This window comes from Nocardia panacis (assembly GCF_003598715.1).
Lineage (GTDB): Bacteria > Actinomycetota > Actinomycetes > Mycobacteriales > Mycobacteriaceae > Nocardia > Nocardia panacis.
This window is the reverse complement of sequence record NZ_QZFU01000036.1, coordinates 373358-396793: the sequence shown is the minus strand read 5'-3', so window position 1 is coordinate 396793 and position 23436 is coordinate 373358. Positions and strand designations below refer to the sequence as shown.

19 protein-coding genes are annotated in these 23436 nt (G+C 67.8%); 10 read left to right on the top strand and 9 right to left on the bottom strand.

The window, feature by feature from the left end; translation table 11 throughout:
• The first annotated feature begins 400 nt into the window (after positions 1-400).
• From D5S18_RS27330 to D5S18_RS27310, 5 genes are all read left to right on the top strand, one after another.
• On the top strand, positions 401-892 hold the full coding sequence (locus D5S18_RS27330; protein ID WP_120043952.1) for a DUF2690 domain-containing protein: 492 nt from the start codon (positions 401-403) through the stop codon (positions 890-892).
• A 124-nt stretch (positions 893-1016) separates the two neighbouring features.
• Positions 1017-2168 (top strand): M20 family metallopeptidase, encoded by a 1152-nt coding sequence (locus D5S18_RS27325; RefSeq protein ID WP_203236939.1) that lies wholly within the window; start codon positions 1017-1019, stop codon positions 2166-2168.
• Positions 2165-3028, top strand: coding sequence for a GNAT family N-acetyltransferase (locus D5S18_RS27320; RefSeq protein ID WP_203236938.1), 864 nt, complete (start codon positions 2165-2167; stop codon positions 3026-3028). Before D5S18_RS27325 ends, D5S18_RS27320 begins: the two co-directional genes overlap by 4 nt.
• Entirely contained in the window at positions 3025-4128 is a 1104-nt protein-coding gene (menC, locus tag D5S18_RS27315; protein ID WP_120043950.1) for an o-succinylbenzoate synthase, read from the top strand. The genes D5S18_RS27320 and menC overlap by 4 nt, the downstream gene beginning before the upstream one ends.
• Positions 4129-4170: 42 nt before the next feature.
• Complete coding sequence (locus D5S18_RS27310; protein WP_120043949.1) at positions 4171-5775, top strand: helix-turn-helix domain-containing protein; 1605 nt, start codon at positions 4171-4173, stop codon at positions 5773-5775.
• A 59-nt stretch (positions 5776-5834) separates the two neighbouring features.
• Here the strand turns inward: D5S18_RS27310 and D5S18_RS27305 are convergent, their stop codons facing one another.
• From D5S18_RS27305 to D5S18_RS27285, 5 genes are all read right to left on the bottom strand, one after another.
• Positions 5835-7340, bottom strand: a complete 1506-nt coding sequence (locus D5S18_RS27305) for an amidohydrolase family protein (protein ID WP_120043948.1) — start codon at positions 7338-7340, stop codon at positions 5835-5837.
• Complete coding sequence (locus D5S18_RS27300; RefSeq protein WP_203236937.1) at positions 7340-8608, bottom strand: MFS transporter; 1269 nt, start codon at positions 8606-8608, stop codon at positions 7340-7342. Before D5S18_RS27300 ends, D5S18_RS27305 begins: the two co-directional genes overlap by 1 nt.
• Positions 8609-8829: 221 nt before the next feature.
• Complete coding sequence (locus D5S18_RS27295; RefSeq protein ID WP_239004026.1) at positions 8830-9564, bottom strand: GNAT family N-acetyltransferase; 735 nt, start codon at positions 9562-9564, stop codon at positions 8830-8832.
• 155 nt (positions 9565-9719) lie between these two features.
• On the bottom strand, positions 9720-11081 hold the full coding sequence (locus D5S18_RS27290) for a M20/M25/M40 family metallo-hydrolase (protein WP_203236936.1): 1362 nt from the start codon (positions 11079-11081) through the stop codon (positions 9720-9722).
• Positions 11081-12238, bottom strand: coding sequence for a cytochrome P450 (locus tag D5S18_RS27285; protein ID WP_203236935.1), 1158 nt, complete (start codon positions 12236-12238; stop codon positions 11081-11083). Before D5S18_RS27285 ends, D5S18_RS27290 begins: the two co-directional genes overlap by 1 nt.
• A 300-nt stretch (positions 12239-12538) precedes the next feature.
• Here D5S18_RS27285 and D5S18_RS27280 point away from each other — a divergent pair, with 300 nt between their 5' ends.
• Together D5S18_RS27280 and D5S18_RS27275 are read left to right on the top strand one after the other, a co-directional pair.
• A complete protein-coding gene (locus D5S18_RS27280) occupies positions 12539-13498 on the top strand; it encodes an RICIN domain-containing protein (RefSeq protein ID WP_239004025.1) in 960 nt (319 codons plus the stop codon).
• A 166-nt stretch (positions 13499-13664) separates the two neighbouring features.
• A complete protein-coding gene (locus D5S18_RS27275; protein WP_147404202.1) occupies positions 13665-14051 on the top strand; it encodes a hypothetical protein in 387 nt (128 codons plus the stop codon).
• Between the two features lie 32 nt (positions 14052-14083).
• Here the strand turns inward: D5S18_RS27275 and D5S18_RS27270 are convergent, their stop codons facing one another.
• Positions 14084-15244, bottom strand: a complete 1161-nt coding sequence (locus D5S18_RS27270) for an aminotransferase (RefSeq protein WP_120043941.1) — start codon at positions 15242-15244, stop codon at positions 14084-14086.
• A 223-nt stretch (positions 15245-15467) separates the two neighbouring features.
• On the opposite strand from D5S18_RS27270, the gene D5S18_RS27265 reads away from it, so the two are divergent.
• On the top strand, positions 15468-16487 hold the full coding sequence (locus D5S18_RS27265; protein ID WP_120043940.1) for a terpene synthase family protein: 1020 nt from the start codon (positions 15468-15470) through the stop codon (positions 16485-16487).
• Between the two features lie 66 nt (positions 16488-16553).
• Here the strand turns inward: D5S18_RS27265 and D5S18_RS27260 are convergent, their stop codons facing one another.
• The 3 genes from D5S18_RS27260 to D5S18_RS27250 all read right to left on the bottom strand — a co-directional run bounded on the left by D5S18_RS27260 (position 16554) and on the right by D5S18_RS27250 (position 20241).
• Positions 16554-17936, bottom strand: a complete 1383-nt coding sequence (locus D5S18_RS27260; RefSeq protein WP_120043939.1) for an aspartate aminotransferase family protein — start codon at positions 17934-17936, stop codon at positions 16554-16556.
• Positions 17937-18108: 172 nt separating this feature from the next.
• On the bottom strand, positions 18109-18597 hold the full coding sequence (locus D5S18_RS27255; protein ID WP_162500993.1) for an Lrp/AsnC family transcriptional regulator: 489 nt from the start codon (positions 18595-18597) through the stop codon (positions 18109-18111).
• Between the two features lie 132 nt (positions 18598-18729).
• Entirely contained in the window at positions 18730-20241 is a 1512-nt protein-coding gene (locus D5S18_RS27250) for a PucR family transcriptional regulator (RefSeq protein WP_120043937.1), read from the bottom strand.
• A 134-nt stretch (positions 20242-20375) separates the two neighbouring features.
• Here D5S18_RS27250 and D5S18_RS27245 point away from each other — a divergent pair, with 134 nt between their 5' ends.
• Together D5S18_RS27245 and D5S18_RS27240 are read left to right on the top strand one after the other, a co-directional pair.
• Complete coding sequence (locus D5S18_RS27245) at positions 20376-21806, top strand: gamma-aminobutyraldehyde dehydrogenase (RefSeq protein ID WP_120044097.1); 1431 nt, start codon at positions 20376-20378, stop codon at positions 21804-21806.
• 87 nt (positions 21807-21893) lie between these two features.
• Positions 21894-23420 (top strand): APC family permease, encoded by a 1527-nt coding sequence (locus D5S18_RS27240; RefSeq protein ID WP_120043936.1) that lies wholly within the window; start codon positions 21894-21896, stop codon positions 23418-23420.
• Positions 23421-23436 lie beyond the last annotated feature (16 nt).

Sequence of the window (23436 nt, the reverse complement as noted above, 5' to 3'; positions counted from 1 at the left end):
CGCGCGCGGCGGTCCGGACCGATCAGCGGATCGGCGGGTCGCGGGCGAGGTGCGGGCCGCGCGGTGCGACCGGCTATTCAGAAATGCGCGTCTTTCCCATCGCGTTCGGTGCGAAAGACGATCTCAATTCCGAATATTCGACCTCGCGCGCGGCGCGGCGATTCGTGCACTTTTATCCGCATCCGGCGGCAAAATCTGCGCAAAGACGTTCGCATCCGGATATACCGCTTGGTCTGTACGTGCGTTCATTCGTCCCGAGCGGTAGATTGCCCAAGCGGTCGGACGGCTGAGAAAGTGTGCGTGATGTGTGGTCGCGTCAATTTCTCTCCGCGCGTTGACGAAAAGGGGTTTCGGTGCCGCCCGCCGCACCGAAAACGGTTGCGCTGCTCGAGGAGGACGCATGGCGCAGACACGAACGAGAGCATTCCCGCGGGGCGGATTGTTTCTCATCGCACTATTGATGGTGGGCGCGGTCCTGACGGCGCTGGCCCTCACCTCGACGGGGCGCGCGGAGCGGCCTCCCGACCACGCCGCCGTGAACACCGGAGACGACCCGGCCAATGCCGAATGCGATAAAGACGCCAAACCCATCGCCGATTCGGTGGTCACCGGCAAACTGCGCCTGGAGATCCTGTATTCGTCGCGCTGCGGCGCCAGTTGGGGCCGCATCACCCGACTGGACAATGCGGGCTCCGGCAATCGGGTGATGGTCTCGCTCTACCGCCGCTCCGACTCCACCGGCGGCTCGCGTCAGGACGCTGTGCAACCCGACGCCAAATCCGCCTCCACCACCCTGATCGTGCGCCGCACGCCCGCCGATCGCTTCTGCGCCACCGGCTCTACCAGCACCGGAGCCGAATTATTGGAGATCAGAGACCCGATCTGCACCTAGGCCCGGCCTGGCATTCGTCGAGAACCACGAACCGGCTGAACGGGATTCATGCACGGCGACGAAGTGAGGGATGGGACTCGGGGGCCAAGCTTCCAGGGGAATCCGGGAAGTGAGGAGGAACCCGATGACGTCTGCTGCGGAACTGTCCGCCGGACCCGCGCTGGTGCTGCGGTTCCGGGACGAATTGCCCGCGCTGCTCGGCGATATCGAGCGACTGGTGTGCTGCGAATCGCCCTCGGCGGATCTGGCCGCGGTGGCGCGCGGGGCCGAGGTGGTGGCCGAGGTGGGCGCCGCCCTGCTCGGTGCGCAACCCGAGCGGATCGTGCTCGCGGGCCGCACCCATCTGCTCTGGCAGTTCGGTGGACCCGGCGGGGTGCTGGTGCTCGGCCACCACGACACGGTGTGGCCGGTGGGTTCGCTGGCCACGCACCCATTCGCGGTGCGCGACGGAAAACTGTTCGGTCCCGGCTGTTTCGATATGAAGGCGGGTCTGGCCATGGCATTGCGCGCGGTAGCCGCGCTGCCCGACCGCACCGGCGTGACCATTCTGGTCACCGGTGACGAGGAGATCGGCGCCCCCTCCTCGCGCGAGCTGATTCTGGAGCAGGCGCGCGGGTGCGCCGCGGTGCTCGTCGCGGAGCCCGCCGCCGGAGTCGCGCTGAAGATCGCGCGAAAAGGCGTGTCCCAGTATCGGGTTCAGGTGCGTGGCCGGGCCGCGCACGCGGGTCTGGAACCGCAGAACGGCGTCAACGCGACGATCGAGTTGGCCCACCAGATCCGAGCCATCGCCGAACTGGGCGATGCGGCGGCGGGCACCACGGTCACCCCCACCGTCATGTCCGCGGGCACGACGGAGAATACGGTCCCGGCCGAGGCGGTGTGCGCGGTCGACGTGCGCGCCTTCGAGCCTGCCGAGCAGGACCGCATCGATTCGGCCATGCACGCCCTGCGGCCCGTTCTCGACGGTGCCGTCGTCGAGGTGCATGGTGGACCGAATCGACCGCCGCTGTCCTCGGTCGCCTCGCGCGCGCTGTTCGGCCGCGCCCAGCGCCTTGCCGAGGACCTGGGCATCGGCCCGCTGACCGGTGTCGAGGTCGGCGGCGGTTCGGACGGCAATCTCACCGCGGGGATCGGCATCCCCACCCTGGACGGACTCGGCGCGTGCGGCGACGGCGCGCACGCCGATCACGAACATGTGCTCGTCGACGAATTGCCCACCCGCACCGCGCTTTTCCACGCGCTGGTGGCGGAACTGCGCGGAAAGGATCTGCGGTGACGATGATCGGAGAGAACACCGGCGTGCTCGGTCGCGCCACCGCCGCCGCCGGTCGGGCCGCCGACCTGGCAGGCGTGCGGATCGCGACCCTGTCCACGATCGAGGAGATCGCCGAGGTGTGCCGGTTGTGCGCGCAGATGTGGCAGTCCGCGCCGCAGGACCGACCGGTCACACCGAATCTGTTGCGCGCGTTGGCAAAATCCGGCGGATACATCGCCGGTGCCTACGACGGGGACGAAATGGTAGGCGTCGGTGTGGGATTCCATGCCGCGCCCGCGGACCTGCTGCTGCACAGCCATATCGCGGGTGTGGTCGATGGGCTGCGCGGCCGCAATGTGGGTTTCGCCCTCAAGACCCATCAGCGGGCCTGGGCGCTGTCGTACGGAATCGCCACCATCGGCTGGACCTTCGATCCGCTGGTCCGTCGCAACGCCTATTTCAATATCGCCAAACTGGGCGCGCTTCCGGTGGAGTACCTGCCGGACTTCTACGGTCCCATGGACGATGTCATCAATGCGGGCGATGCCACCGATCGGCTGCTCATCCGCTGGGATCTGCGCGCGCCGTCCGTGGCGGCGATCTGCGAGGGAAAACCCGATATCGCCGATATCGGCACGGATGCTGTTGTGGCGGTGGGGATCTCGCCGGACGGCGCACCGGTCCCCGGCTCGCTCGACGGCGCGCGGTCACTGGTGGGGGTGCCCGCGGATATCACCGCGCTGCGCGCCTCGGACCCGGCCATGGCGGCCCGCTGGCGCGCCGCCGTGCGCGAAGCGCTGACCGGTCTGTTCGCTGCGGGCTCGCGCGTCACCGGATTCGACCGCACCGGCGGCTACCTGCTCACCAAGGAGATGAAATGAAACTCACCGGCGTGGAACTGCGGCGGGTCAGCATGCCGCTGAAATCCCCGTTCCGCACCTCGTTCGGCACCCAGACCGCGCGGGAGATGCTGGTGCTGCGCGCGGTCACCGATGAGGCCGAGGGCTGGGCCGAATGTGTGGCCCTGGTCGATCCGGTCTACTCGCCGGAATACCTCGAGGGCAGCGTGGATGTGCTGCGGCGCTTCCTGATTCCCGCGTTGGCGGGCCGCGACGACCTCACCGGGGCCGCGGTGGCTCCCGCGCTGGCGAGATTCCACGGCCACGCCATGGCCAAGGCGGCGCTCGAGACCGCCATCCTCGATGCCGAGCTGGTCTCGCTGGGCATTGCGCTCAGCCGTGAACTCGGCGCGACCCGGAGCCGAGTGGCGTGCGGGGTTTCGGTCGGGATCATGGATTCCATCGACGCGCTGCTCGCCGCGGTGGACGACTATGTGGCGCAAGGCTATCGGCGCATCAAGCTGAAGATCGAACCCGGTTGGGATGTCGAACCCGTGCGCGCGGTGCGCGAGCGCATCGGAGACCTGGACCTTCAGGTGGACGCCAATACCGCCTACACCCTCGCCACCGCCGACCGGCTGGTCAAACTCGATGCCTTCGATCTGCTGCTCATCGAACAGCCGCTGCCCGAGGACGACCTGCTCGGCCACGTGGAACTGGCCAAGCGGGTCCGCACACCGATCTGCCTCGACGAATCCATCACCAATGCCCGCACCGCCGCCGCGGCCATCACGCTCGGCGCGTGCCAGATCGTCAATATCAAGCCGGGCCGCGTCGGCGGCTACCTGGAATCGCGGCGCATCCACGACCTGTGCGTGGCGCACGGTATCCCGGTCTGGTGCGGCGGCATGTTGGAGACGGGTCTGGGTCGGGCCGCCAATGTGGCGCTGGCCGCGCTGCCCGGATTCGTCCTGCCGGGCGATACCTCGGCCTCGGACCGCTACTACGAAACCGATATCACCGAACCGTTCGTGCTGGCGGACGGATACCTGAGCGTGCCCACCGGACCGGGCATCGGCGTACGGCCCGAACCCGATCTCCTCGACGCGGTCACCGTGTCGACGGAATGGATTCCGGTCTAGGCGGGCCTGGCCGTGGTCACGGGGGCCGACTACCTTGGGCGGATGGCCTCCGCAAACCTGGTGCGTATTCTCGACGACCTCGGGGAGGCGCTGCTGCGGTTGCTCGGCGGCGATGCCGAAAACGCCAGGCAGATCACCGGTGTCGCGATCCACGATCCGCTCGATGAGCAGCCGCCGCCCGCCGGGTCGCTGGTGCTCGGCATCGGTTTGCGCGATTCGGAGCAGATCCGGCGACTCCTGGGCGATCTGGGCGGGCAGGGGGCGGCGGCGCTGGTCGTGCGCTCCCCGCTCGTCGCGGATCCGGCGCTGGTGCAATCCGCGCAACGATCAGGCGTGGCGCTGCTCGAACTCACCAGGGGCGCGTCGTGGACGCAGTTGACCACCTGGTTGCGCGGTCTGCTGGCCGACGATCGGCTCGGCGAACCGGAGACGCTGGGCGGTATCCCCTCCGGCGATCTGTTCGCCCTGGCCAATGCGGTGGCCGCGTTGCTCGACGCGCCGGTCACCATCGAGGACCGCAACAGCCGGGTGCTCGCCTTCTCCGGCGGGCAGGACGCGGCCGACGTGTCGCGGACGGAAACCATTCTGGGACGTCAGGTTCCGGCGCAGTATTCGCAGTATCTGGCCGAGCAGGGCGTATTCCGCGAGTTGGCGCGCAGCGACTCACCGGTCCGGATCGCGCCGCAGCCCGGTTTCAACGGGTTCACCGTGGCTCGTATCGCGCAGGCGGTGCGGGCGGGCGATGAACTGCTCGGCTCCATCTGGGCGGCCACCGACGAGCCGTTGACTCCGGCGCGGATCCGCTCGTTCGAGGAGGTCGGCAAGCTGGCGGCGGTGCATCTGTTGCGACAGCGCGCGGGGTCGGATGTGGCGCGGCGGTTGCGTGCCGATCTGGTCGGTCGGGCATTGGACGCCGGACCCGACGCGGTGGACGCGCTGCGCAAACTCGGTGTGGCCGATCAACCGGTGACGGTGCTGGCCATGGTGCCCGACCGGGGCGACCATTCGCCTGCCGCCGACGCCCGCCGCGTCAGCGAGCACGAGCGCCTGGCCGACGCGTTCGGTATGCATCTCAATGCCGTCTATCCTGCGGCGGCGACGGCGCTGCTCGGCGATACGACATACGGCATTGTGCCGGTGTTCGGCGCGCCGCACCGGGCCGTCGAGACCGCCCGCGACTTCCTCGCGCGCATCGGCGAACGCGCTCCCGTTCGGATCGGCATCGGCACCACGGCGGTGGATGTCGCCGGTCTGCGGCGCTCCCGCGAGGATGCCGACCGCGCGCTGCGCGTACTCGCCGCAGGCACCCGTCGCGTCGCCCATATCAGTGAAGTGCAGACCGAGGCCCTGCTCCAGGAATTGCACGATCTGATGACCATCCGCCGCGACCCGCTGACCGGTCCGATCGCCCGCCTGCGCGACTACGACACGGCGCAGGGCAGTTGTCTCGTCGCGACTCTCGACGCCTGGCTCACCGCGTTCGGGGATGTGAACGCGGCCGCCGCCGCTGTTTATATCCACCCCAATACTTTTCGCTATCGGCTGCGCCGCATCACCGAGGTGGGCGGTATCGACCTGACCGATTCGGATTCTCGTTTCGGCGCCATGCTGCAACTCAAACTACTCGCCATGGGGAATCCGGGCTGAGGCGAACAGGCCCGCTCCGGGTTCTGGAGCGGGCCTGTTCGCCTACGCGAGGGTTTTGTTCACGCGAGGGGCGATGCGCGCAGCGGACGGCCGGGGAAGGCGTCGGTGCGCAGGGTGTTGTCGCGAATGACGAAGGTGCCGTTGACCATCAGGTGCCGGATGCCCTGTGAGGTGCGGGTGGGGTCGGCGTAGGTGGCGCGGTCGGTGACGGTTGCCGGGTCGATGACGACGATATCCGCGTCGGCTCCGATGCCCAGGTGGCCTTTGGGGCGGATGGTGGGGCAGATGGTGTCGAGCACCCTGGCGGGTAGGTAGGAGCAGCGGCGGAATGCTTCCAGCCAGGTCCAGGCGCCGGATTCGCGGACCATCAGGCGCAGGGATTTGGCGTAGGTGCCCGAGGTGCGCGGATGGGTGCGACCGTTGGGCGGCAGCGGCCAATGCAGGGATTCGCGGGACCCGTCGGCCCAGGTGACGAACATGGCGTCGCTGGCGACGATACTGTCCTCGAAGGCCAGGGAGTTGCGCAGCAGCGCGATATCGGCGGCGCTGGTCTCGTCGAGGTAGTGGATGATGCACGGCGCGCCGGGATCGGCCTCCCGGACCGCGGCCAGCCGCGCGGCATCGGCGATGCGCTCGCCGGTGTCGACCAGCACGATATCGCTCGGCCCAACGCCCCACCGGGAAAGCCGTTCCGGCGCCAGGAAGAACGCGCCGATGGCGGTGGAGCCCGCCGCGTACGGGTACGCCTCGACGGTGACCTTGGATCCGCTCGCACGCGCCGTATCCAGCGTGGACAGCACCCGGTCGATATGGCGGCGGGAGGTGCTGTTGACGTGGCAGTGGTGCATGGCCGCACCGGTCTCGGCCGCGGCGACGGCGATTTCGGTGGAGCCGTCGATCGGGGTGGTCGGATCGGACTCGACCAATTCGCGCACGTGGGTGAAGGTCGGCGCGCCCGCCTGCGCCGCCAGCCGGGCCACGGCCAGGAATTCGGCGGGATCGGTGCGCGGCGCGTAACCGAGCAGGATGCCGACGCCGAGTCCGCCCGCGGCCAACTCCTTTTCGAGCAGGTCGAGCCAGGTGCGGCGTTCCAGGTCGGAGGAGCTGCGCTGCCATTCGGGCGCGCCGAGCACGCCGAGCAGGTCGTGGGGCGGCGTGCCCAGATGCGCGGCGTAGCGCACGGCGGCCCAGGAGGCGGAGTAGCCGTAGTTGAGTGGGCGACCGTCCTGCGCGGCGGCGCGGTAGGTCTGTTCGATATCGGGTGCGCCCGCCTCGAGTTCGAGTGCGGTGGTGACGCCGTCGAAGGCCTGCAATCGCTGCCCGGCAACGGAATTGACGTGGCTGTGCAGATCGATGAAGCCGGGGCCGACAATCATCGCGCTGACATCGAGCACCGGGATGTCCGCCGCGACGGCGAGATCGGCGCCGAGGGCGGCGACTTTCCCATCGCGCACCAGCACATCGGCCGTTCCCGAGAAACCCGATCCGGGATCGCATACCGTGCCGCCGCGCAGCAGCACCTCTCCCGTCCGCGATTGCGTTGTCGCACCGTTGTTGTCGTGCATCAGCTGAGTGCTCCCTTGATGAAATTGGTTGGATCGACGCGCCGCGGAATGCACAGCGCCAGTCCGGCCGCGATCAGACACGAGCAGGCGAGTAGTCCGAACGCCGCCGCATAGCTGAACTTGTCCATGACGATACCGAGCAGCAACGGCGCGGCCACGCCCGCGACTTGGCCGCCGAAATTGAAGACGCCCATTCCGGTGCCGGTCAGCGTGGACGGCAGCAACCGCATCGGCAGGGCGACCAGCGCGCCGCTGCCCAGACCCGCGACGAAGGAGGCACAGGTCTCCCACACGATGAAGGCGTTCGCGGAATCGGCCGCCGCCATGGGAATCAGGAATATGCCGCCGATTCCGAGTGTGACGCACAGGTACCAGCGCGGATTGTCCCGGAAATACCGGTCGAAGAGGAATCCGCCTGCGATGGTGGTGAATACGCTGGTCGCCATGGGAATCGAGGCCAGCACGCCCGTCTTGCCGATCGAAATGCCCTTGGCCAGTTGCAGATAGGTGGGGACCCAGGTGATCAACCCGTAGGTGACGAAATTCGCCGCACAGAACACACCGGCCAGCAGCCACACCCGAGGCGAGCGCAGGACCGCGCGCCGGGCCTTGGCGCTCGGCGGCACCGGGCGCTCGGCGTCGCGCAATTCGATCGACAGCGGCTTGGGGAGCAGCAGGAGCAACACCACGCCGAGGAGCGCGCCCGTACCCGCCAGCCACAGGAATGCCCCGCGCCAACCGAAATGCTCCAGCAGCGGCCCCATGAGCAGCGGGGACAGCGAGCTGCCGACGCCGGCGGCGGCGAGCACGACGCTCATGACCGTGCCGCGATTGCGCGGTGTGGTGCGTTCGGCGATGGTCTTGAAACTCGCCGCGGGGAAGAAACCCTGTGACGCGCCGAAGAGTCCGCGCACCACGAGCAAGAGGGCGAAAGTCGTTGTCACGGCGGTCATCAGGGTGAAGACCGACCACATGATCAGCGCGCCGAGCAGCAGCGCCCGCGAACCGATCCGATCGACCACCATGCCCGCCGGAATCTGGCAGATCATGTACACCAGGGCGAAGGCGGTGACCAGCAGACCCTGCGAGGTCTTGGACAGTCCGAACTCGCGGCCGATCGCGGGCAGCGCCATGCTGATTCCGAATCGATCGATATAGTCGATCGAATAGGCGAGCAAGAGGATTACCGCGGTGATCGCCCCCGTGCGCGTTATTCGTCGGCGCTGCGCCGCATCGGCCGCGACCACCATTGTCTGCTGCGTCGCCATTGATAACTCCGTTCGACCGCATTGTCTGTGTTCGAGCAATCTAGGTACGCGGGCGTTCCGGCGATTCGGTGCGCCACCACAATCCGGGCGGCGGAATTCGTCGTACTCGACTAGGGCGGATTAGCCGCGGGAATGGCGGTGATGTGCGATGGTGACGAGGGCCGAGGCGATGAACGCCGCCCCGGCCCTCTGTGGAAATCGCTGTGCGACAGTGCGTTCGGTCAGTCGGCGATCCGGTCCCAGTTACCGAACAGCGTCAGGCCCGACTTGCCCGCCAAGGCCACCGAGGCGGCATTGTCGAGTTGGCAGCGGTACTGGGGTTCGAGTCCGGCGGCGTAGGCGTGGCGGGCCAGCGCCCGGACCGCCGCGCGGGCATGGCCTTTGCCCCGATGTTCGGGGACGGTGACGACGCCGAAGTCGCTGATCGCGGAGTCCTTCTCCCTGGTGTAGTCGCCCGCGGCCCAGGTGTAGGAGCTGGCGGCGCAGACCAGCGCGCCACTGTCGAACGAGCCGTAGACGATCTCGTGGTCGAGTTCGACATAGGCGTCGTCGAGATCCTGTTCGGGAGTGGCGGATTCGAAGGCCGCGAACAGCTCGGCATCCTCGGCGGTGAGCCTGCGGACCCTGCTGTCGTTGTTCTCGGCGAGCAGTTCGGACTTGGCCGCCTCGGTGAAATAGAACAGGAAGTCGGCGCCGTTCAGGGCGATCTCGGCGTCGGTCAGCAGTTTCCGGAATCCGGCCGCGGTCGGAGCATCGGCGCTTTGCAGTCCGATCTTCGCCGCGAGGGCCGGGGCGAGGGTGGCGATGGTCGCGCCGTCGGCGATCTCCAGGATCATGACCCCGCTGTCCTGCTTCAGGTCCGGATTGACGGTGACCGCGAAGTCGCCGTTCGCGCCGATCGCTGCGGAGGCGAACATCTGTTCGCGCCAGAAATCGGTGATGACCTTCGAGAACATCGGCATCCCTTCGTCGGTGGTTCTACGACATTGCGTCGTGGTCCGCGTCGGGGCAATGTGGTTTTGCGGATTTGGCAACCGATAGTGGCCGGGCAGTGCGCTATTCAGCAGAAACGGACATCGTTGCTTTGCCATATCGGCAACGAGGGTGGGGCCTACTTCTTTAAGTGGTCGTCCACGGCGAAACGGGCGACGGCCCATGCCATCGCGCGCAGGGCCTGCTCGAATGCCTTGGGATTCACGTTGGCGAGGTTGTCGCACGGCTGGTGATAGCACGGGTCGTACGGCTGACCGGCGACGCCGCCGAAGACCGCCGCCTCCTCGGGCGTCTTGAGCGCGCGCACCCCGCCGAACGCGCCGCCGATCGGGATGCCCGCGCGGGCGAACGGCTCCTGATCCGAACCGATCTGGGCGAGGTCCGCCGTGCGGTAGGGCACCCCCTGGATCTGATAGCCCTGCGCCATCACGGCTTTGACGGTGCCCGAACCCGGCGGACCCGCCGACCCGCCGGGATGGTCCGCGCCGTCGCCGTCCATGACGAAATGCGCGTAGTTCGGCGAGCCGATCATCTCCCAGTTCAGATACAGGGCGATGGCGGCGACCTCGGCGGGTGTGCGGGTATCGATGTAGTAGCTCGAGCCGATGTCGATCAATTCCTCCGCGCCCCAGAAGGCGAAACGCACCTTGTTCGGCACCCGATCCTGGAATGGGGCCAGCCGGATCGCGGTCTCCAACAGTGCGGCGACACTGCTGCCATTGTCGTTGATACCGGGTCCGTCCACGGCGCTGTCCAGGTGCGCACCCGCCATGACGACGCTGTCCGGGTGTCCGCCGGAGGTTTCCGCGAACAGGCTGACCGCGGTGTCGTCGAAGGTGTGGCCGCGCAGTTCCAGCTGTGCCGAACCGGGCGCGGCGGTGAGCGCGGAGGCGTCGCGCTGACTGAGGAACCCGACTGGCAGTGCGGCATGCGGGACTTGGCGCCGGATCGCCGCATCGATCGCCGGTCCGGCGTCGTAGACGAGGACGGCCTGCACGCCCGCATCGCGCGCGGCTACCGTCTTATCGCCCGACGGGCAGTCGCCGGAACGGATGACGGCGATGGCGGTGCCCTTCGGGTAGTCCGCGGTAGAGCAGCCCGCGCCCGCATCGGCGAGCGGCCCGGTGACCTGCCCGGAGGGGACGAATTGCGCCATGAGCGTGCGGATTCGGCGGCCATCGGGCGCGGTGAGAGTTTCGGTGTCGGCCGCGAAATCCCGGTAGGGGACCGGTTGCGCGACGACGTCGTAGCCTGCGCGTCGCAGCGCGTTCTCCACATATTCGCGCGAGCGCGCGAAACCCGGTTTGCCGGTCTCCCGATTGCCGCCATTGGCGACGGCGATGGCGTCGAGCGCGGCCACGGTGGCCATGGCGTCGGAGGTGCTGACGGCACGCGAAATATTCTCGGCCGCCAGGTCTTGCGCCGTGGCGGCGGGGGCGAACAGCGCCGCGAGCAGCAGCGCGAGCAGTAGTGCGCGCATCATCGCACCCGCAGCGGCAGCAGATCGAGGCCGCGCTGGGTCGCGGTGGGCCGCTGACGGTGCGCGCCCGCGCTCTCCAGGCGCACCGAGGCGAGGGATCGGCTGAGCGCCACCATGATTCGATTGCCGATGTGGCTACCGAGACAGGAGTGCACCCCGCGCCCGAAACCCAGATGCGGATTGGGTGCGCGTCCGAATTCGGCGCGTTGCGGATCGGGGAAGACCTCGGGATCGTGATTGGCCGCACCCAGCAGCGCGATGACGATCTCGCCCCGGCCGATGCTCCGGCCACCGAATTCGGTGTCCTCCAGGCAGAGCCTGCTGACCGCCTGTACCGGACCCACCAGACGCGCGAGTTCGTCCACCGCGCGAGTGTCCAAGGTGCCCAACGCATCCCGATGGCCATTGGCGAGCAACCAGCGTACCGCGTTGCCGAGGAAATTGGCGGTGGTCGAATAGCCCGCGTCGAATATCGCGCGGGCCGAATTGACGAGGTGTTCGGACGGGACGGCCGTGATGTCGTCGAGATGGGCCAGGACCGAGTGGCGCGGCGGGTCGGATACCCACTGCCGGATCATCTCGTTGATCGTCTCGCGCGCGGCCAAAGCGGGGGCGCGGCGCTCGGGAGCCAGGCCCGCGTCCATACCGAGCGCCAAAGTGCGCGACGCGGTGCGGAATACGGTGTCGTCGAGCGGATAGTTCACGCCGTAGAGCAGACACATGGCCGAAAGTGCCAGTGGTTCGGCGATATCGGCGACGAAGTCGAAGGGCTCGGTCCCGACGGCGGCGACGAGTTCGTCGGCGGTCGCGGCGACGCCCGCGGCCCAGGTCGCGAGATCCCGGCGTTTGAGTGCGGCGACGAAGTGGTGGCGGATGATCGAATGCTCCGGTGGGTCCATCGTTTGCAGGCTGATCACCTGGGCGGCAATGGGTTTGCCGAGTTTGCGCGGGTCCGCGGAGAAGACGCCGTGTTCGCGCAGCACCCGTGTGCAGTCGGCGTGCCGGGTGAGCACCAGGGCGCGCAGCCCCTCGTGCCAGTGCACCGGATCCTCGGCGCGCAGCCTGGCGTAGACGGGATAGGGGTCGGCCAGCATTTCCGGCGCGAGCGGTCGGAATATTTCCGCGCGGGCGGTTTTCGCGGTGCGAGGGGTGGACAAATGCGGCTCCCGTCCAAGGAAAGCTGTGGGTGCCCGGCTCGCGACGCCGGGCACCCCGATCTCAATTGCTGATCAGTTCAGCGCTCAGTGCGGGTAGTCCATGGCGCACCCCCTAACTCGAATCCGTTGTTTCGCAGGCTTCCCGGCCGCAACGTCGATATCGAGCCTTGCCGGTGGGGTGGGGCGCGGACAAGGGTCGAACGCGTTCGGGTGTGTTCGGAACAGGTCGACCTGCCGTTCGAACACCGGTCGAAATGAGAAGGGACAAGCTGAATTTCCGATTCGATCCCACGCTGCCAGGTGGAAATTTCTGTCATGCTGGACGGTATGGCGCGCGGGAAGGACAGTCCGCGGCCGGAGCGGGCCGCCACGGCGGCCGAATATGTCGCCGCGCTACGGTCGTTGAAAAGCTGGTCCGGACTGGCCTATCGACAATTGCAGGGGAAGGCCGCCGCGAACGGAGATGTGCTGCCGTCCAGCACGATCGCCACCACGCTGGGGCGGGCCACCCTGCCGCGCGAATCTTTCGTGGCAGGTTTCGTGCGCGCATGCGGACTCGACGGCGAGCAGGTGACGCGGTGGTTGGACGCGCGGGAGCGGATCGCGGCGCGGTCGCGGGAGCGTGAGGACGGAGTCGAGCCGGAGCCGGAGCCATTGGTGCGGCGCAGGTTCAGATTCCTGTGGCTGTTGTTCGCCGGAATCGTGGGTGTGCTGGGCACTTTGGGCGTGCAGGCGCTATCCGGCAAGACCGACAGCGGGACGCCCGATCCCGTTCCCGGACTCGCTCTGCCCTCGATCGGCAGTTGGGCGTTGATCCAACCGGCCCGGACCCCCGAACTGTGCCTGTCCGACGGTGTGGATCGAACTCGCCACTATCCCAGCGTGATCGCGGTGCAGCGGCCCTGTGCGCAGACTCGGGTGCCGCGCGTCTATCTCGAGCCGGTTGGTGGGGGAATGGTCCGAATCCAGTGGCACCACCCGAGTTTCGGTGTCGGGTGTCTCACCGTGTTGCGGGACGGGCCGGGTCGGGATCTGCTCGAACCGCGCGGGGAGTGCGCTTCGGGCGATCCGACCCAGCGGTTCCGGCTCGAAGCGGTGGGGCCGCCCGCAGTCGGCCACTTCCGATTGCGTCCCGACGCGACGCGCGAGTGCCTGTCGCTGCGCGATCAGGATATGGCGGCGGGCGCCGAGGTGGTTCAGGGACGGTGTTCGGGCGGGCGGGACGAGGAATTCCTCATCACCCTCGTCCCGCCCGCCTAAATGCCTGCCGGGGCCGGTCCCGCGCCCGATTCTCGCAGGATCGGCCTCGAGTCCGGGCGGTTTCCGACCACGGGCCGCCGTGGTGCGCGACGATGGAGGCGCGGTGCGGTCGCACCGCTCGTTTCTGGATCGTGTCCAGCTGTGCTCCCGCTAGGTAGGAGGATCCATGGTGTCTGTCAGCCGCCCTGTCCTTGCGTTCGGCGTCTTAGGCGCGTTGGCCTCGGCTGTTCTCGGGTTCGCCGCGCCCGCTCAGGCCGCGACGAGTATCGATATCGGCGCGGTCGGTCCGGCCAATATCGCCGTCGACTACAGTTGCGAACCCTCCTCCGGGGTGGTCGCGATCCGAGCGATGGTCGGTGACCCCAATGCCGATGCGCCGTCGGCCGACGGCACACAGACCGCCGTCACCTGCGATGGCGGTACCCACAATGCGATTGTCGGCCTGGTCGGCACACCGGTCGCGGCGGGGCAGACGGTGCAGGTGCGTGTCGCACTGGTCGATCGCGACGAGATCGTGGTCACCGGCCAGGCCAAGTTGCTGTCTCTGGCCTGAGTCGCTACGGATTTCGCGACCGCGCGGTTCGGTCAGTGCGGCGCCGAAGCGGTCAACCGGTCGGCGAAATCCGCGATGGCGTCCCGGTCGGCGTTGCTGTAGCTGACGCGCAGCATTCGACGGTCGTCGGGGAGGAAGACGGTGCCGGGGATGACGAGGGTGTCGTAGTCGATGATCAACTCGCGCACCACATCCTCGGTGGAGCGGTCCGGATAGGGATGGCGGACCCAGCCGAAAAATCCGCCGGCGGAGAGTAATTCGTAGCCGCCCGGATGCGCGGCCATGGCCTCGGTGAACCAGATGCGGCGCTGGGCGATCTCGGCGGCCCGTGCGCGCCGCCACGCGCCCGCCGCGGTGAGTCCGGCCCAGGCGGCCTCCTGGCCGATGCGCGGCGCCGAAATAGCCACGCAGTCGAGCAGTTTGGTGACCTCGCGGCCCAGCTCGGTCGAGGAGACGACCGCGCCGACGCGGTAGCCGGGAATGGCCAGATCCTTGGAGAAACTGTGCAGGCTGACCACCGTCTCGGTCCAGTTCGGATCCGCGAGGAGCCGATGCGGCGCGGCGTCGGTGTCGCGGAACGAGCGGTAGGTCTCATCGATGATGAGCGCGAGATCGTGCCGGGCCGCCACCTCGGCCAGTTCCGTGATGCGGTCCGGCGGCACGGTGAACCCGCTCGGATTGCCGGGTGTCACCACCACGATGGCCTTGGTGCGCGGGGTGATGGCCGCCTCGGTGGCCGCGACATCCGGGATGAGCTCGGGACCCGGATCGACATAGACCGGCACCAGGCCGGTCATCCGCATCCACATATCGTGGTTGAAGTAGTACGGCAGGTAGCCGATGATCTCGTCGCCGGGACCGGCCAGTGCCGCGACCGTGAGGCAGAATGCCTGGTTGCAGCCCGCAGTGACGACCACCTGATCGGGACGGACCGCACCCGAGTAGGCGGTGGCGAGGTCTTCGGCGATGGCCGTGCGCACATGGGGGAGTCCGCCGACGGTGGAGTATTCGGCCCCGTGTGGGTCGCGGGCGGTGGCCACGATGTGCTCGATCACCTCCGGCGCGGGCGGATACTGCGGCGCCGCCTGCGACAGGTTCAGCAATTCGCGTGCACCGCTACGTTTCTCGACGAGTTTGTGCGCCGAACCGATGGGTGAGTCGATCACCGAGACGGTCTCGGGATTCAAACGCATGAACTACTCCTTGGCCGCGGACGCCGGCCCGCACGCGGGTGCGGTTCCGGCTACGGGTGAGACTACCCGCGCGAATCCGTGCACAGTTCGATCCGCGCCTCTCGGATACGAGTCGGCGCTCTGACACCCGCATGCCGCGGGTGCGATACCGATCCCATCGGAATGCTGAAATGCATTGTGGCAGTGGGCTGTTCGTATTCGGAAATACTGGTAGCGTGGCTGGATGGGGTCAAGGATCGACTGCGGCGACCTCGCGGTGCCGCTGTTCGTGTTTCCCTGGGAAGGGTCGTGTCATCCCGCCGCCGAACAGGCCGAACGGGACACGGTCGCCTGGGGTGCGCAGTACGGGCTCTACCCCGATGAGAAGTACCGGCAGCGGGTGGTCCGGACCAGATACGGGTATTTGGCGGCGCGCTGCTATCCGCGCGCCGATCGGGCGCTGCTCCAGGTCACCGCCGACTACTGCCTGTGGTTCTTCCTGGCCGACGATCTGTTCGTGGACCGGGTCGACACCGTCACGCCGGACACCATCGCGCAACTGACCGCGATGATCGATGTGCTCGATCTCGATCGAGTCGGCGAGCGGCCCATCTACGGTGCGGCGGCGTGGCTGGATATCTGTCGTCGCCTGCGGATGCTGTTGTCGCCGGAGCATTTTCAGCGTTTCGCCACCGGAATGCGGCTGTGGGCGAGCACTGCGGGTTTGCAGATTCTCAATCACGTTCAGCCGCATCCGATCCGGATCGGCGCCTACGAGACGATTCGCAGGCACACCAGCGGGATGAATCCGTGCCTGGCGCTGTCGGACGCGGCCAATGCGGGGGCGGTGAGCGCGGCGGAGTACTACGCGCCCGCGACCCAGCGGCTGCAATTGCATGCCAACAATGTGGTGAGCTGGTCCAACGATATTCAGAGCCTGGTGGTGGAGGCGCGCCAACCCGGTCAGTTCCGCAATATGGTGACCCTCTACACGGCCGACGGCACCGATCTGTCGCGAGCCGTCGATACCGTGGCCGATCGGGTGCGTGCCGAGATCGACCACTTCGCGGTGCTGGCCGAGCGGGTCCGCCGGTCGGCCCGCACCGAATTGTGCGGGTACATCACCGGTTTGCAGGACTGGATGCGCGGATATCAGGACTGGTACCTGCTCGACACCCAGCGCTACGGACGCGCGGCGACCGAGGCCGATGACCGAGCCGTCGCACCCGGACAACGACACGAACGCGATCGTGCCGACCACTGACGGCACGTGCGGCGACCGAGGCGCGGCGGCGGGATCAGCCCATCTCGCCCCGGCGACCTCGAAGGTTCAGAGCAGTTCCTGCGCCCCCGTCAGTGCGAAGCGCAGCGCCTGCTCCATCTCGTCGAACTGCGCCTGCTCGCAGATCAGCGGCGGCGCGAGCTGGATGACCGGTTCGGCCCGGTCGTCGGCGCGGCAGTGCAGACCCGCCTCGAACAGGGCCTTGGAGACGTGCCCCTTGAGGATGCGGGTGGCGTCCTCGTCGGTGAACTTCTCCTTGGTGGTCCTGTCCTTGACCAGTTCCACCGCGTAGAAGTAGCCGGTGCCGCGCACATCGCCGACGATCGGCAGGTCGTAGAGCTTTTCCAGAGTGGTTCGGAAGGCGTCCTCGGTGGCCAGGACGTGGCCGTAGATGTTCTCGCGCTCGATCACGTCGAGGTTGGCGAGGGCGACCGCGCACGAGACCGGGTGTCCGCCATAGGTGGAGCCGTGCAGGAATGTCGAGCCATTGAGGAACGGCTCCATGATCCGGTCGCCGAGCATGACCACGCCGAGCGGGGCGTACCCGGAGGTGAGGCCCTTGGCGGTGGTGATGAGGTCGGGCTGGTAGCCGAAGCGCTTGGCGCCGAAGTCGTAGCCGATGCGGCCGAAGGCGCAGATGGTCTCGTCGGAGACCAGCAGGACGTCGTGGCGGTCGCAGATCTCGCGGACCCGCTGGAAGTAGTTGGGCGGCGGCACGAAGCAGCCGCCGGTGTTCTGGACCGGTTCGAGGAAGACGGCCGCGACGGTCTCGGCGCCCTCGAAGACAATGGCCTCCTCGATCCGGTCGGCGGCCCAGAGTCCGAACGCCGCGTAGTCGTCGGCGTGTTCGGTGGCGCGGTAGAAGTTGGTGTGCGGCACCCGCATGGTGCTGGGGACGAGGGGTTCGAATTCGGATTTCGCGCCGGGGATTCCGGTGATGGACAGCGCGCCCATGGAGGTGCCGTGGTAGGCCAGCGACCGGCTGATCACCTTGTGCTTGGTGGGTCGGCCGGTGGCTTTGAAGTACTGCCGGATCAGCTTCCACGCGGTCTCGACGGATTCGCCGCCGCTGACGGTGAAGAAGGCGCGATTCAGTTCGCCGGGAGCGGCCTCGGCGAGGCGCTCGGCCAGATCGATGGCGGTGGGATGGGCGTAGCCCCACAGCGGGAAGTAGGCCAGTTCCTTGGTTTGGCGGGCGGCGGCCGCGGCCAACTCGTCGCGGCCGTGGCCGATCTGGCCTGCGAACAGACCCGCCAGACCGTCGAGGTAGCGGCGTCCTGCGGCGTCGTAGACGTAGGCGCCCTCACCGCGCACGATCACCGGGATATCGTCCCCGGTCAGGCCGGTGTGCGGGGTGAAGTGCAGGAACATGTTGTCGCGGATGATCCGCGCGCTGCGTTCGGTAGTGGCGGGTTGCTCGGTGACGGTCATGGTTGCGGACTCCTAGCGGATGAACCGAATCGCGCCCCGGCCGCTGCGCCGGGGTTCGGTACCTCCGTTTATGCCACAACTATTTCCGGATGTGCAACCGAATCGGTTGTCTCTGGGCTTGCAACCGCGACAAATAGTTGCCGCACTGCGATCTTGCTACGGATTTCGTTGTTCAGTGCGAACCCCAGCGGTAGGTCTGCTTGCGCAGCTTGAGGTAGACCATGATCTCGGCGTGCCGGACCTGCGGCAGCCCGCGCAGCCGATTCGACACCAGATCCAGCAGCGCGGCGTCGTCGGCGCAGACCGCCTCGCAGAGGATGTCGTAGCGGCCCGCGCACTCGACCACGTAGGTGATCTCGTCCATGGCGGCCAGCGCCTCGGCGACCGGCCCGAGCGGGCCGTCCACCGTGACCGCGATCATCGCCTGCCGAAACAGCCCGACCTGCAACGGATCCGAGACCGCGACGATCTGGATCACCCCGGCGTCGGAGAGCCGCTGCACCCGCTGCCGCACCGCCGCCTCCGAGAGCCCGACGGCCTTCCCGATCGCCGCGTACGGCCGCCGCCCGTCCTCCTGTAACTGCGCGATGATCCGCTTGTTGATCGGATCCAACACCGGCGCCGCCGTCCGATTGACTTCCTGCTCACTCACCCCCGGCATCCTGCCGCCCCGAGCGGCGCCGAACAATCGCCTCGGCGGGTGTGTTCGGTGCTCCATCGGCGACCGGCGGCGGCCCGAACAACGAAATCCGTCGACTTTCGCGAGCCGATCATGAAATCCGTCGTGGCGGGTTCAGTGGTCGGCGGCGAGGAGGGTCAGCAGGAGCTCGGCGCGGATGCGGGCGTCGTCGAGGTCGCAGGACAGTAGGTGGCGGATGGTGGTCATCCGGTTGCGGAGGGTGTGGCGGTGGATGCCGAGGCAGGCGGCGGCGGATTCCCAGTGGCCGTTGCCCTCGAGGTAGGCGCGCAGGGTGGGGAGCAGGGGGGTGGCGTGGGTGCGGTCGTGGTCGATGACGGGGGCGAGCAGGGTGGCGGCCATGGTGGCGAGCAGTTGTCGGGTGGCGTCGTGTGACAGGAGGGATTCGCCGGTGGGGGTGCCGAATTCGGCGGCAGGCCCGCCTCGGGTGGCGGCGGAGGCGGCGAGTCTGGCGCCCGAGACGGCGGTGGCTAGTTCCCGGACCGGATGCGCGCGGCCCAGGCCGAAACGCAGGAAACGCCGGGCGCCGCCGACAATGTCGTGGGCGCTGCGCTGCGCGAGCGCGGCGCCCGAGGCGGGGAGCACGGCGAGCAGTTCGGATGCGTCGCAATGCAGGAATAGGGGGTGTCCGGCGCGAATCACCGCGTCCTCGATCGCGTTTCGCGCTTCTTCGGCGGCCTCGGCGGTATCGCAGTCGACCGCGAGCACCCGGATGCGGCCCGCCGCGTCGGCCGCTTGGGCGAGCTGGGTCCAGGCGGGTTCGGGATCGGTTTCCGCGCCGAGCAGCAGCGCCAGTGCCTGGCTGTTCAGCCGGTGGCGCGCGTCTTGCAGTCGGGCGGGCTTCTCGAAGTCGAGGGCCAGCAGCGAATTGGCGTGTCCGAGCAGGATCTGGTCGACGTGTCCGAGTGCGGTCGGACTGATCACCACCAGATCGCCGTGATGTTGGCGCCCGACGCCGATGCGCTGGTGGGTGATCGAGGCCCCCGACGGTTCGGTGCGCACCCCGCCGGCCGCCGTCCCGGTCGCGGCCCGCGCGGCCCGCATCAGTTCGGGATCCGGTGGGCCTGGCCGATATTCGATGACCTCGCCCGCCGGATCGAGCACCAGCACCGTCGCCGCCAACGATCGGGCCAGTTCGGCCACGATGGCGTGCGCCCCGGATCGGATGAGCGCCCTGGTCATGCGCGGCTGGGCCGCAGCGGCGCGCAGCACCGCGTCGTAGCGCAATTCGGCGATGCGCGCGCTGACCCTTTTGACGATGGCCGCGAAGGGAATCCGTAACGGCACCTCGAGCAGTGGCAGCCCGATCGCGTCGGCGGCGCGCACCAGATCCCTCGGCACTTCGGCGTGGGTGAGTCCGATGCCGAAACCGAGTCCGGCGACACCGCATTGGTCCAGTTCGCGCAGGTAGGCGGCGCGACGTTCGGGTGTGTCCGGTAGTCGCATCCCGGTGGTGAGCACCAGTTCCCCGCCGGAGAGCCAGCGGCAGGGATCCTCGAGTTCGCTGGTGACGACGAGGTCGATGCCGCGGCGCAGCCCGGCCGCGCCGCCGCGCAGTCGGGCGGCGAATTCCGGCTGGGCGAGCACCCATTCGATGGAGACGAACATCGCCCGACTGTACAAAACGGCGAGTCCGAATTGTGTGGTTGGACATTTAGGCAGGGGGAGGGGTGGTGTGCGGGACCGCACACTTGTGGCCGGACAAACTGCGCATCACAGTCGGATGGATGGACGGTGAATACATGTCGGGTCCAGTACTCGAGAACTACATCGACGGCGCGTTCGTGGCCTCTGGAGCCACCGAAACCCTGGAGTTGGTGAACCCGGTCGACGAAAGCGTCCTCGCGCGGTCGCCGATCTCCACCGGCGCCGATGTCGACGCCGCCATGCGGGCGGCCGAGCGCGCTTTCGCGTCCTGGGGTCGCACGACTCCGAGCGTGCGGCAGAAGGCGCTGCTGCGGCTGGCCGACGCCGTCGAGGCGCACAGTGCCGAGATCGTCGCCGCGCAATGCCGCAATACGGGTCAGCCCGCGGCGGTCGTCGCCGCGGAGGAGGTGGCGGTCGGCGCGGATCAGCTCCGCTTCTTCGCCGGCGCCGCGCGTCTGCTCGAAGGGCGTGCCGCCGGTGAGTACCTGGAGGGTTTCACCTCCTATGTCCGGCGTGAGCCGATCGGGGTCGTCGCGCAGGTGACGCCGTGGAACTACCCGTTCATGATGGCCATTTGGAAGATCGGTCCCGCGCTGGCCGCAGGGAACACCATCGTGCTCAAGCCGAGTGACACCACGCCGGAGAGCACGTTGGTGCTGGCCGGGATCAGCAAAGGCATCCTGCCCGATGGTGTGCTGAATGTCGTTCTCGGCGACGCGAATACGGGTGCGGAGCTGGTGCGCCATCCGACGCCGGGCCTGGTGTCGATCACCGGATCGGTGCGGGCGGGAATCGCGGTCGCCGGGTCGGCGGCCCAGCAGCTCAAGCGCGCGCATCTCGAATTGGGCGGTAAGGCCCCCGCGATAGTGTTCCCGGACGCGGATCTCGAGAAGGCGGCGCTCGGTATCGCGCAGGCGGCCTTCTTCAATGGCGGACAGGACTGCACGGCCGCGACCCGACTGCTGGTGCACGAGTCGATCCACGACGAATTCGTCGCGGCGGTGGCGAAGTGCGCGGAGCAACTGCGCCCCGGTCTGCCGGATGATCCGGACAGCTTCTACGGTCCGCTCAACAACCGCGGCCATTTCGACGCGGTGCTGGGCAAACTCGCGGCGCTGCCCGCGCACGTCACGGTGGTCACCGGCGGAAAACGCCTGGGCGACAAGGGATTCTTCGTCGAACCCACCATCGTCACCGGTGTGCGTCAGCACGACGCGCTGGTGCAGGAGGAAACCTTCGGCCCGGTGCTGACGGTGCAGCCGTTCACCGACGCGGAGCACGCCATTGCCCTGGCCAACGACGTCCGCTACGCACTGGCGTCCAGTATTTGGACCGGCAACCATGCCATCGCTGAAAAGTTCACGCGCGCACTGGATTTCGGTGCGGTATGGGTGAACTGCCATATTCCGCTGGTGGCCGAGATGCCGCACGGCGGCTTCAAATACTCCGGTTACGGCAAGGATCTCTCGGCCTACAGCGTCGAGGAGTACACCCGGATCAAGCATGTCATGAGCGCCCACGACTGAGCGCGGCCGCGCGACCCGACCCCCGATCGGGCGGTCGGGTCGCCGCATGGTCGACGAAAGCCGTTGTGAGGCAAGGAGAGTAGAGCAATTAGCAGCACCACGACCCGCAATGACGCGGGGCCGGTCGGCGGCAAGGGGCTGGCCTCCGGTCGTATCGGGACCATTTCCGGTGCCATCCTCGGCATTTCGACGGTGGCCCCCGGCTATACGCTGACCACCAGCATCGGCCTCATCGTGGCCGCGGTCGGGTTGAAGATGCCCGCCATTCTCATCGCCGGGTTCATCCCGATGTTCCTGACCGCCTACGCCTATCGCGAGTTGAATGCGCGCATGCCCGACTGCGGCGCGTCGTTCACCTGGTCCGCCAAGGCATTCGGGCCGTATGTCGGCTGGATGGCGGGGTGGGGGATGGTGATGGCCTCCGCCATCGTGCTTTCCAACCTCTCCGCCATCGGCATGAAGTTCGGCTACCTTTTCCTGGCCCGGATTTCGGGCTACTCCGAACTGGCCGACGTCGCCGACAACAAAGTGGTGAACATTCTCACCACCCTCGCATTGCTCGCGGCGGCCACGTACGTGGCGGGTCGCGGCATCACCACCAGCGAGCGCCTGCAGTATGTGATGGTCGCCTTTCAACTGATCGTGCTGCTGGTGTTCGCGGTGGTGGCGCTGGTGAAGGTGACCTCGGGCGACGCACCGGCGCACCTGAGCTTCCAATTCGACTGGCTCAACCCGTTCACCGGAATCACGGTGAGCGCCTTCGTGATCGGCGTGACCGGATCGATCTTCGCCTTCTGGGGTTGGGATACCTGCCTGACCCTGGGGGAGGAGTCCAAGGATCCGGATCGGGTGCCCGGCCGGGCCGGGCTGCTGTGCGTGGTCTCCATTCTGATCACCTACCTGCTGGTGACGATCGCGGTGATGATGTACGCCGGTGTGCGCGAAGACGGTGTGGGACTCGGCAATCCGCACAATGCCGACAATGTCTTCGCGGTGCTGGCCGATCCGGTGCTCGGCCCGGCCGGACCGCTGCTGCTACTGGCCATCTTCGCCTCCGCCGTGGCCAGCTTGCAGACGACCTTCCTTCCGGTGGCGCGCACACTGCTGGCGATGGGCGTGTACGGCGCGTTCCCCAAGCGGTTCGCCGTGGTGCGATCCCGCACGCAGGCTCCGGTCTTCGGAACCATCGTGGTCGGCGTGGTGACCGGTGTGTTCTACACCGCCGCGGCGCTGCTGTCGCAGCGGGTGCTGGTGGATACCGTCGCGGCGCTGGGTATCATGATCTGCTGGTACTACGGCATCACGGCGTTCGCCTGCGTCTGGTACTTCCGGCGCGAATTATTCACCGGTGCGCGCAATTTCGTTTTCAAATTCCTGTTCCCGCTGAGCGGCGGACTCATGTTGGCCGCCGTATTCGTGACCTCGGTGCGCGAGAGCATGAATCCGGCCAAGGGCAGCGGCGCGTCGATCGGCGGTATCGGGCTGGTGTTCTATATGAGCTTCGGTATCCTGCTGCTCGGCGCGGTGCTCATGCTGGTCATGCGCTGGCGGCAGCCGCAGTACTTCCGCGCCACGCAGGCGGCGCTCGCGCCGGATCCACGCACCGCGCTGTGATTTCGCACCCGCTGTC

Coding starts and splice junctions, on each gene's coding strand:
- D5S18_RS27325 (WP_203236939.1), top strand. CDS start 1,017: ATGACGTCTGCTGCGGAACTGTCCGCCGGACCCGCGCTGGTGCTGCGG.
- D5S18_RS27295 (WP_239004026.1), bottom strand. CDS start 9,564: ATGTTCTCGAAGGTCATCACCGATTTCTGGCGCGAACAGATGTTCGCC.
- D5S18_RS27305 (WP_120043948.1), bottom strand. CDS start 7,340: ATGCACGACAACAACGGTGCGACAACGCAATCGCGGACGGGAGAGGTG.
- D5S18_RS27290 (WP_203236936.1), bottom strand. CDS start 11,081: ATGCGCGCACTACTGCTCGCGCTGCTGCTCGCGGCGCTGTTCGCCCCC.
- D5S18_RS27300 (WP_203236937.1), bottom strand. CDS start 8,608: ATGGCGACGCAGCAGACAATGGTGGTCGCGGCCGATGCGGCGCAGCGC.
- D5S18_RS27275 (WP_147404202.1), top strand. CDS start 13,665: ATGGTGTCTGTCAGCCGCCCTGTCCTTGCGTTCGGCGTCTTAGGCGCG.
- D5S18_RS27265 (WP_120043940.1), top strand. CDS start 15,468: ATGGGGTCAAGGATCGACTGCGGCGACCTCGCGGTGCCGCTGTTCGTG.
- D5S18_RS27270 (WP_120043941.1), bottom strand. CDS start 15,244: ATGCGTTTGAATCCCGAGACCGTCTCGGTGATCGACTCACCCATCGGT.
- D5S18_RS27310 (WP_120043949.1), top strand. CDS start 4,171: ATGGCCTCCGCAAACCTGGTGCGTATTCTCGACGACCTCGGGGAGGCG.
- D5S18_RS27260 (WP_120043939.1), bottom strand. CDS start 17,936: ATGACCGTCACCGAGCAACCCGCCACTACCGAACGCAGCGCGCGGATC.
- D5S18_RS27330 (WP_120043952.1), top strand. CDS start 401: ATGGCGCAGACACGAACGAGAGCATTCCCGCGGGGCGGATTGTTTCTC.
- D5S18_RS27245 (WP_120044097.1), top strand. CDS start 20,376: ATGTCGGGTCCAGTACTCGAGAACTACATCGACGGCGCGTTCGTGGCC.
- D5S18_RS27255 (WP_162500993.1), bottom strand. CDS start 18,597: ATGCCGGGGGTGAGTGAGCAGGAAGTCAATCGGACGGCGGCGCCGGTG.
- D5S18_RS27250 (WP_120043937.1), bottom strand. CDS start 20,241: ATGTTCGTCTCCATCGAATGGGTGCTCGCCCAGCCGGAATTCGCCGCC.
- menC (WP_120043950.1), top strand. CDS start 3,025: ATGAAACTCACCGGCGTGGAACTGCGGCGGGTCAGCATGCCGCTGAAA.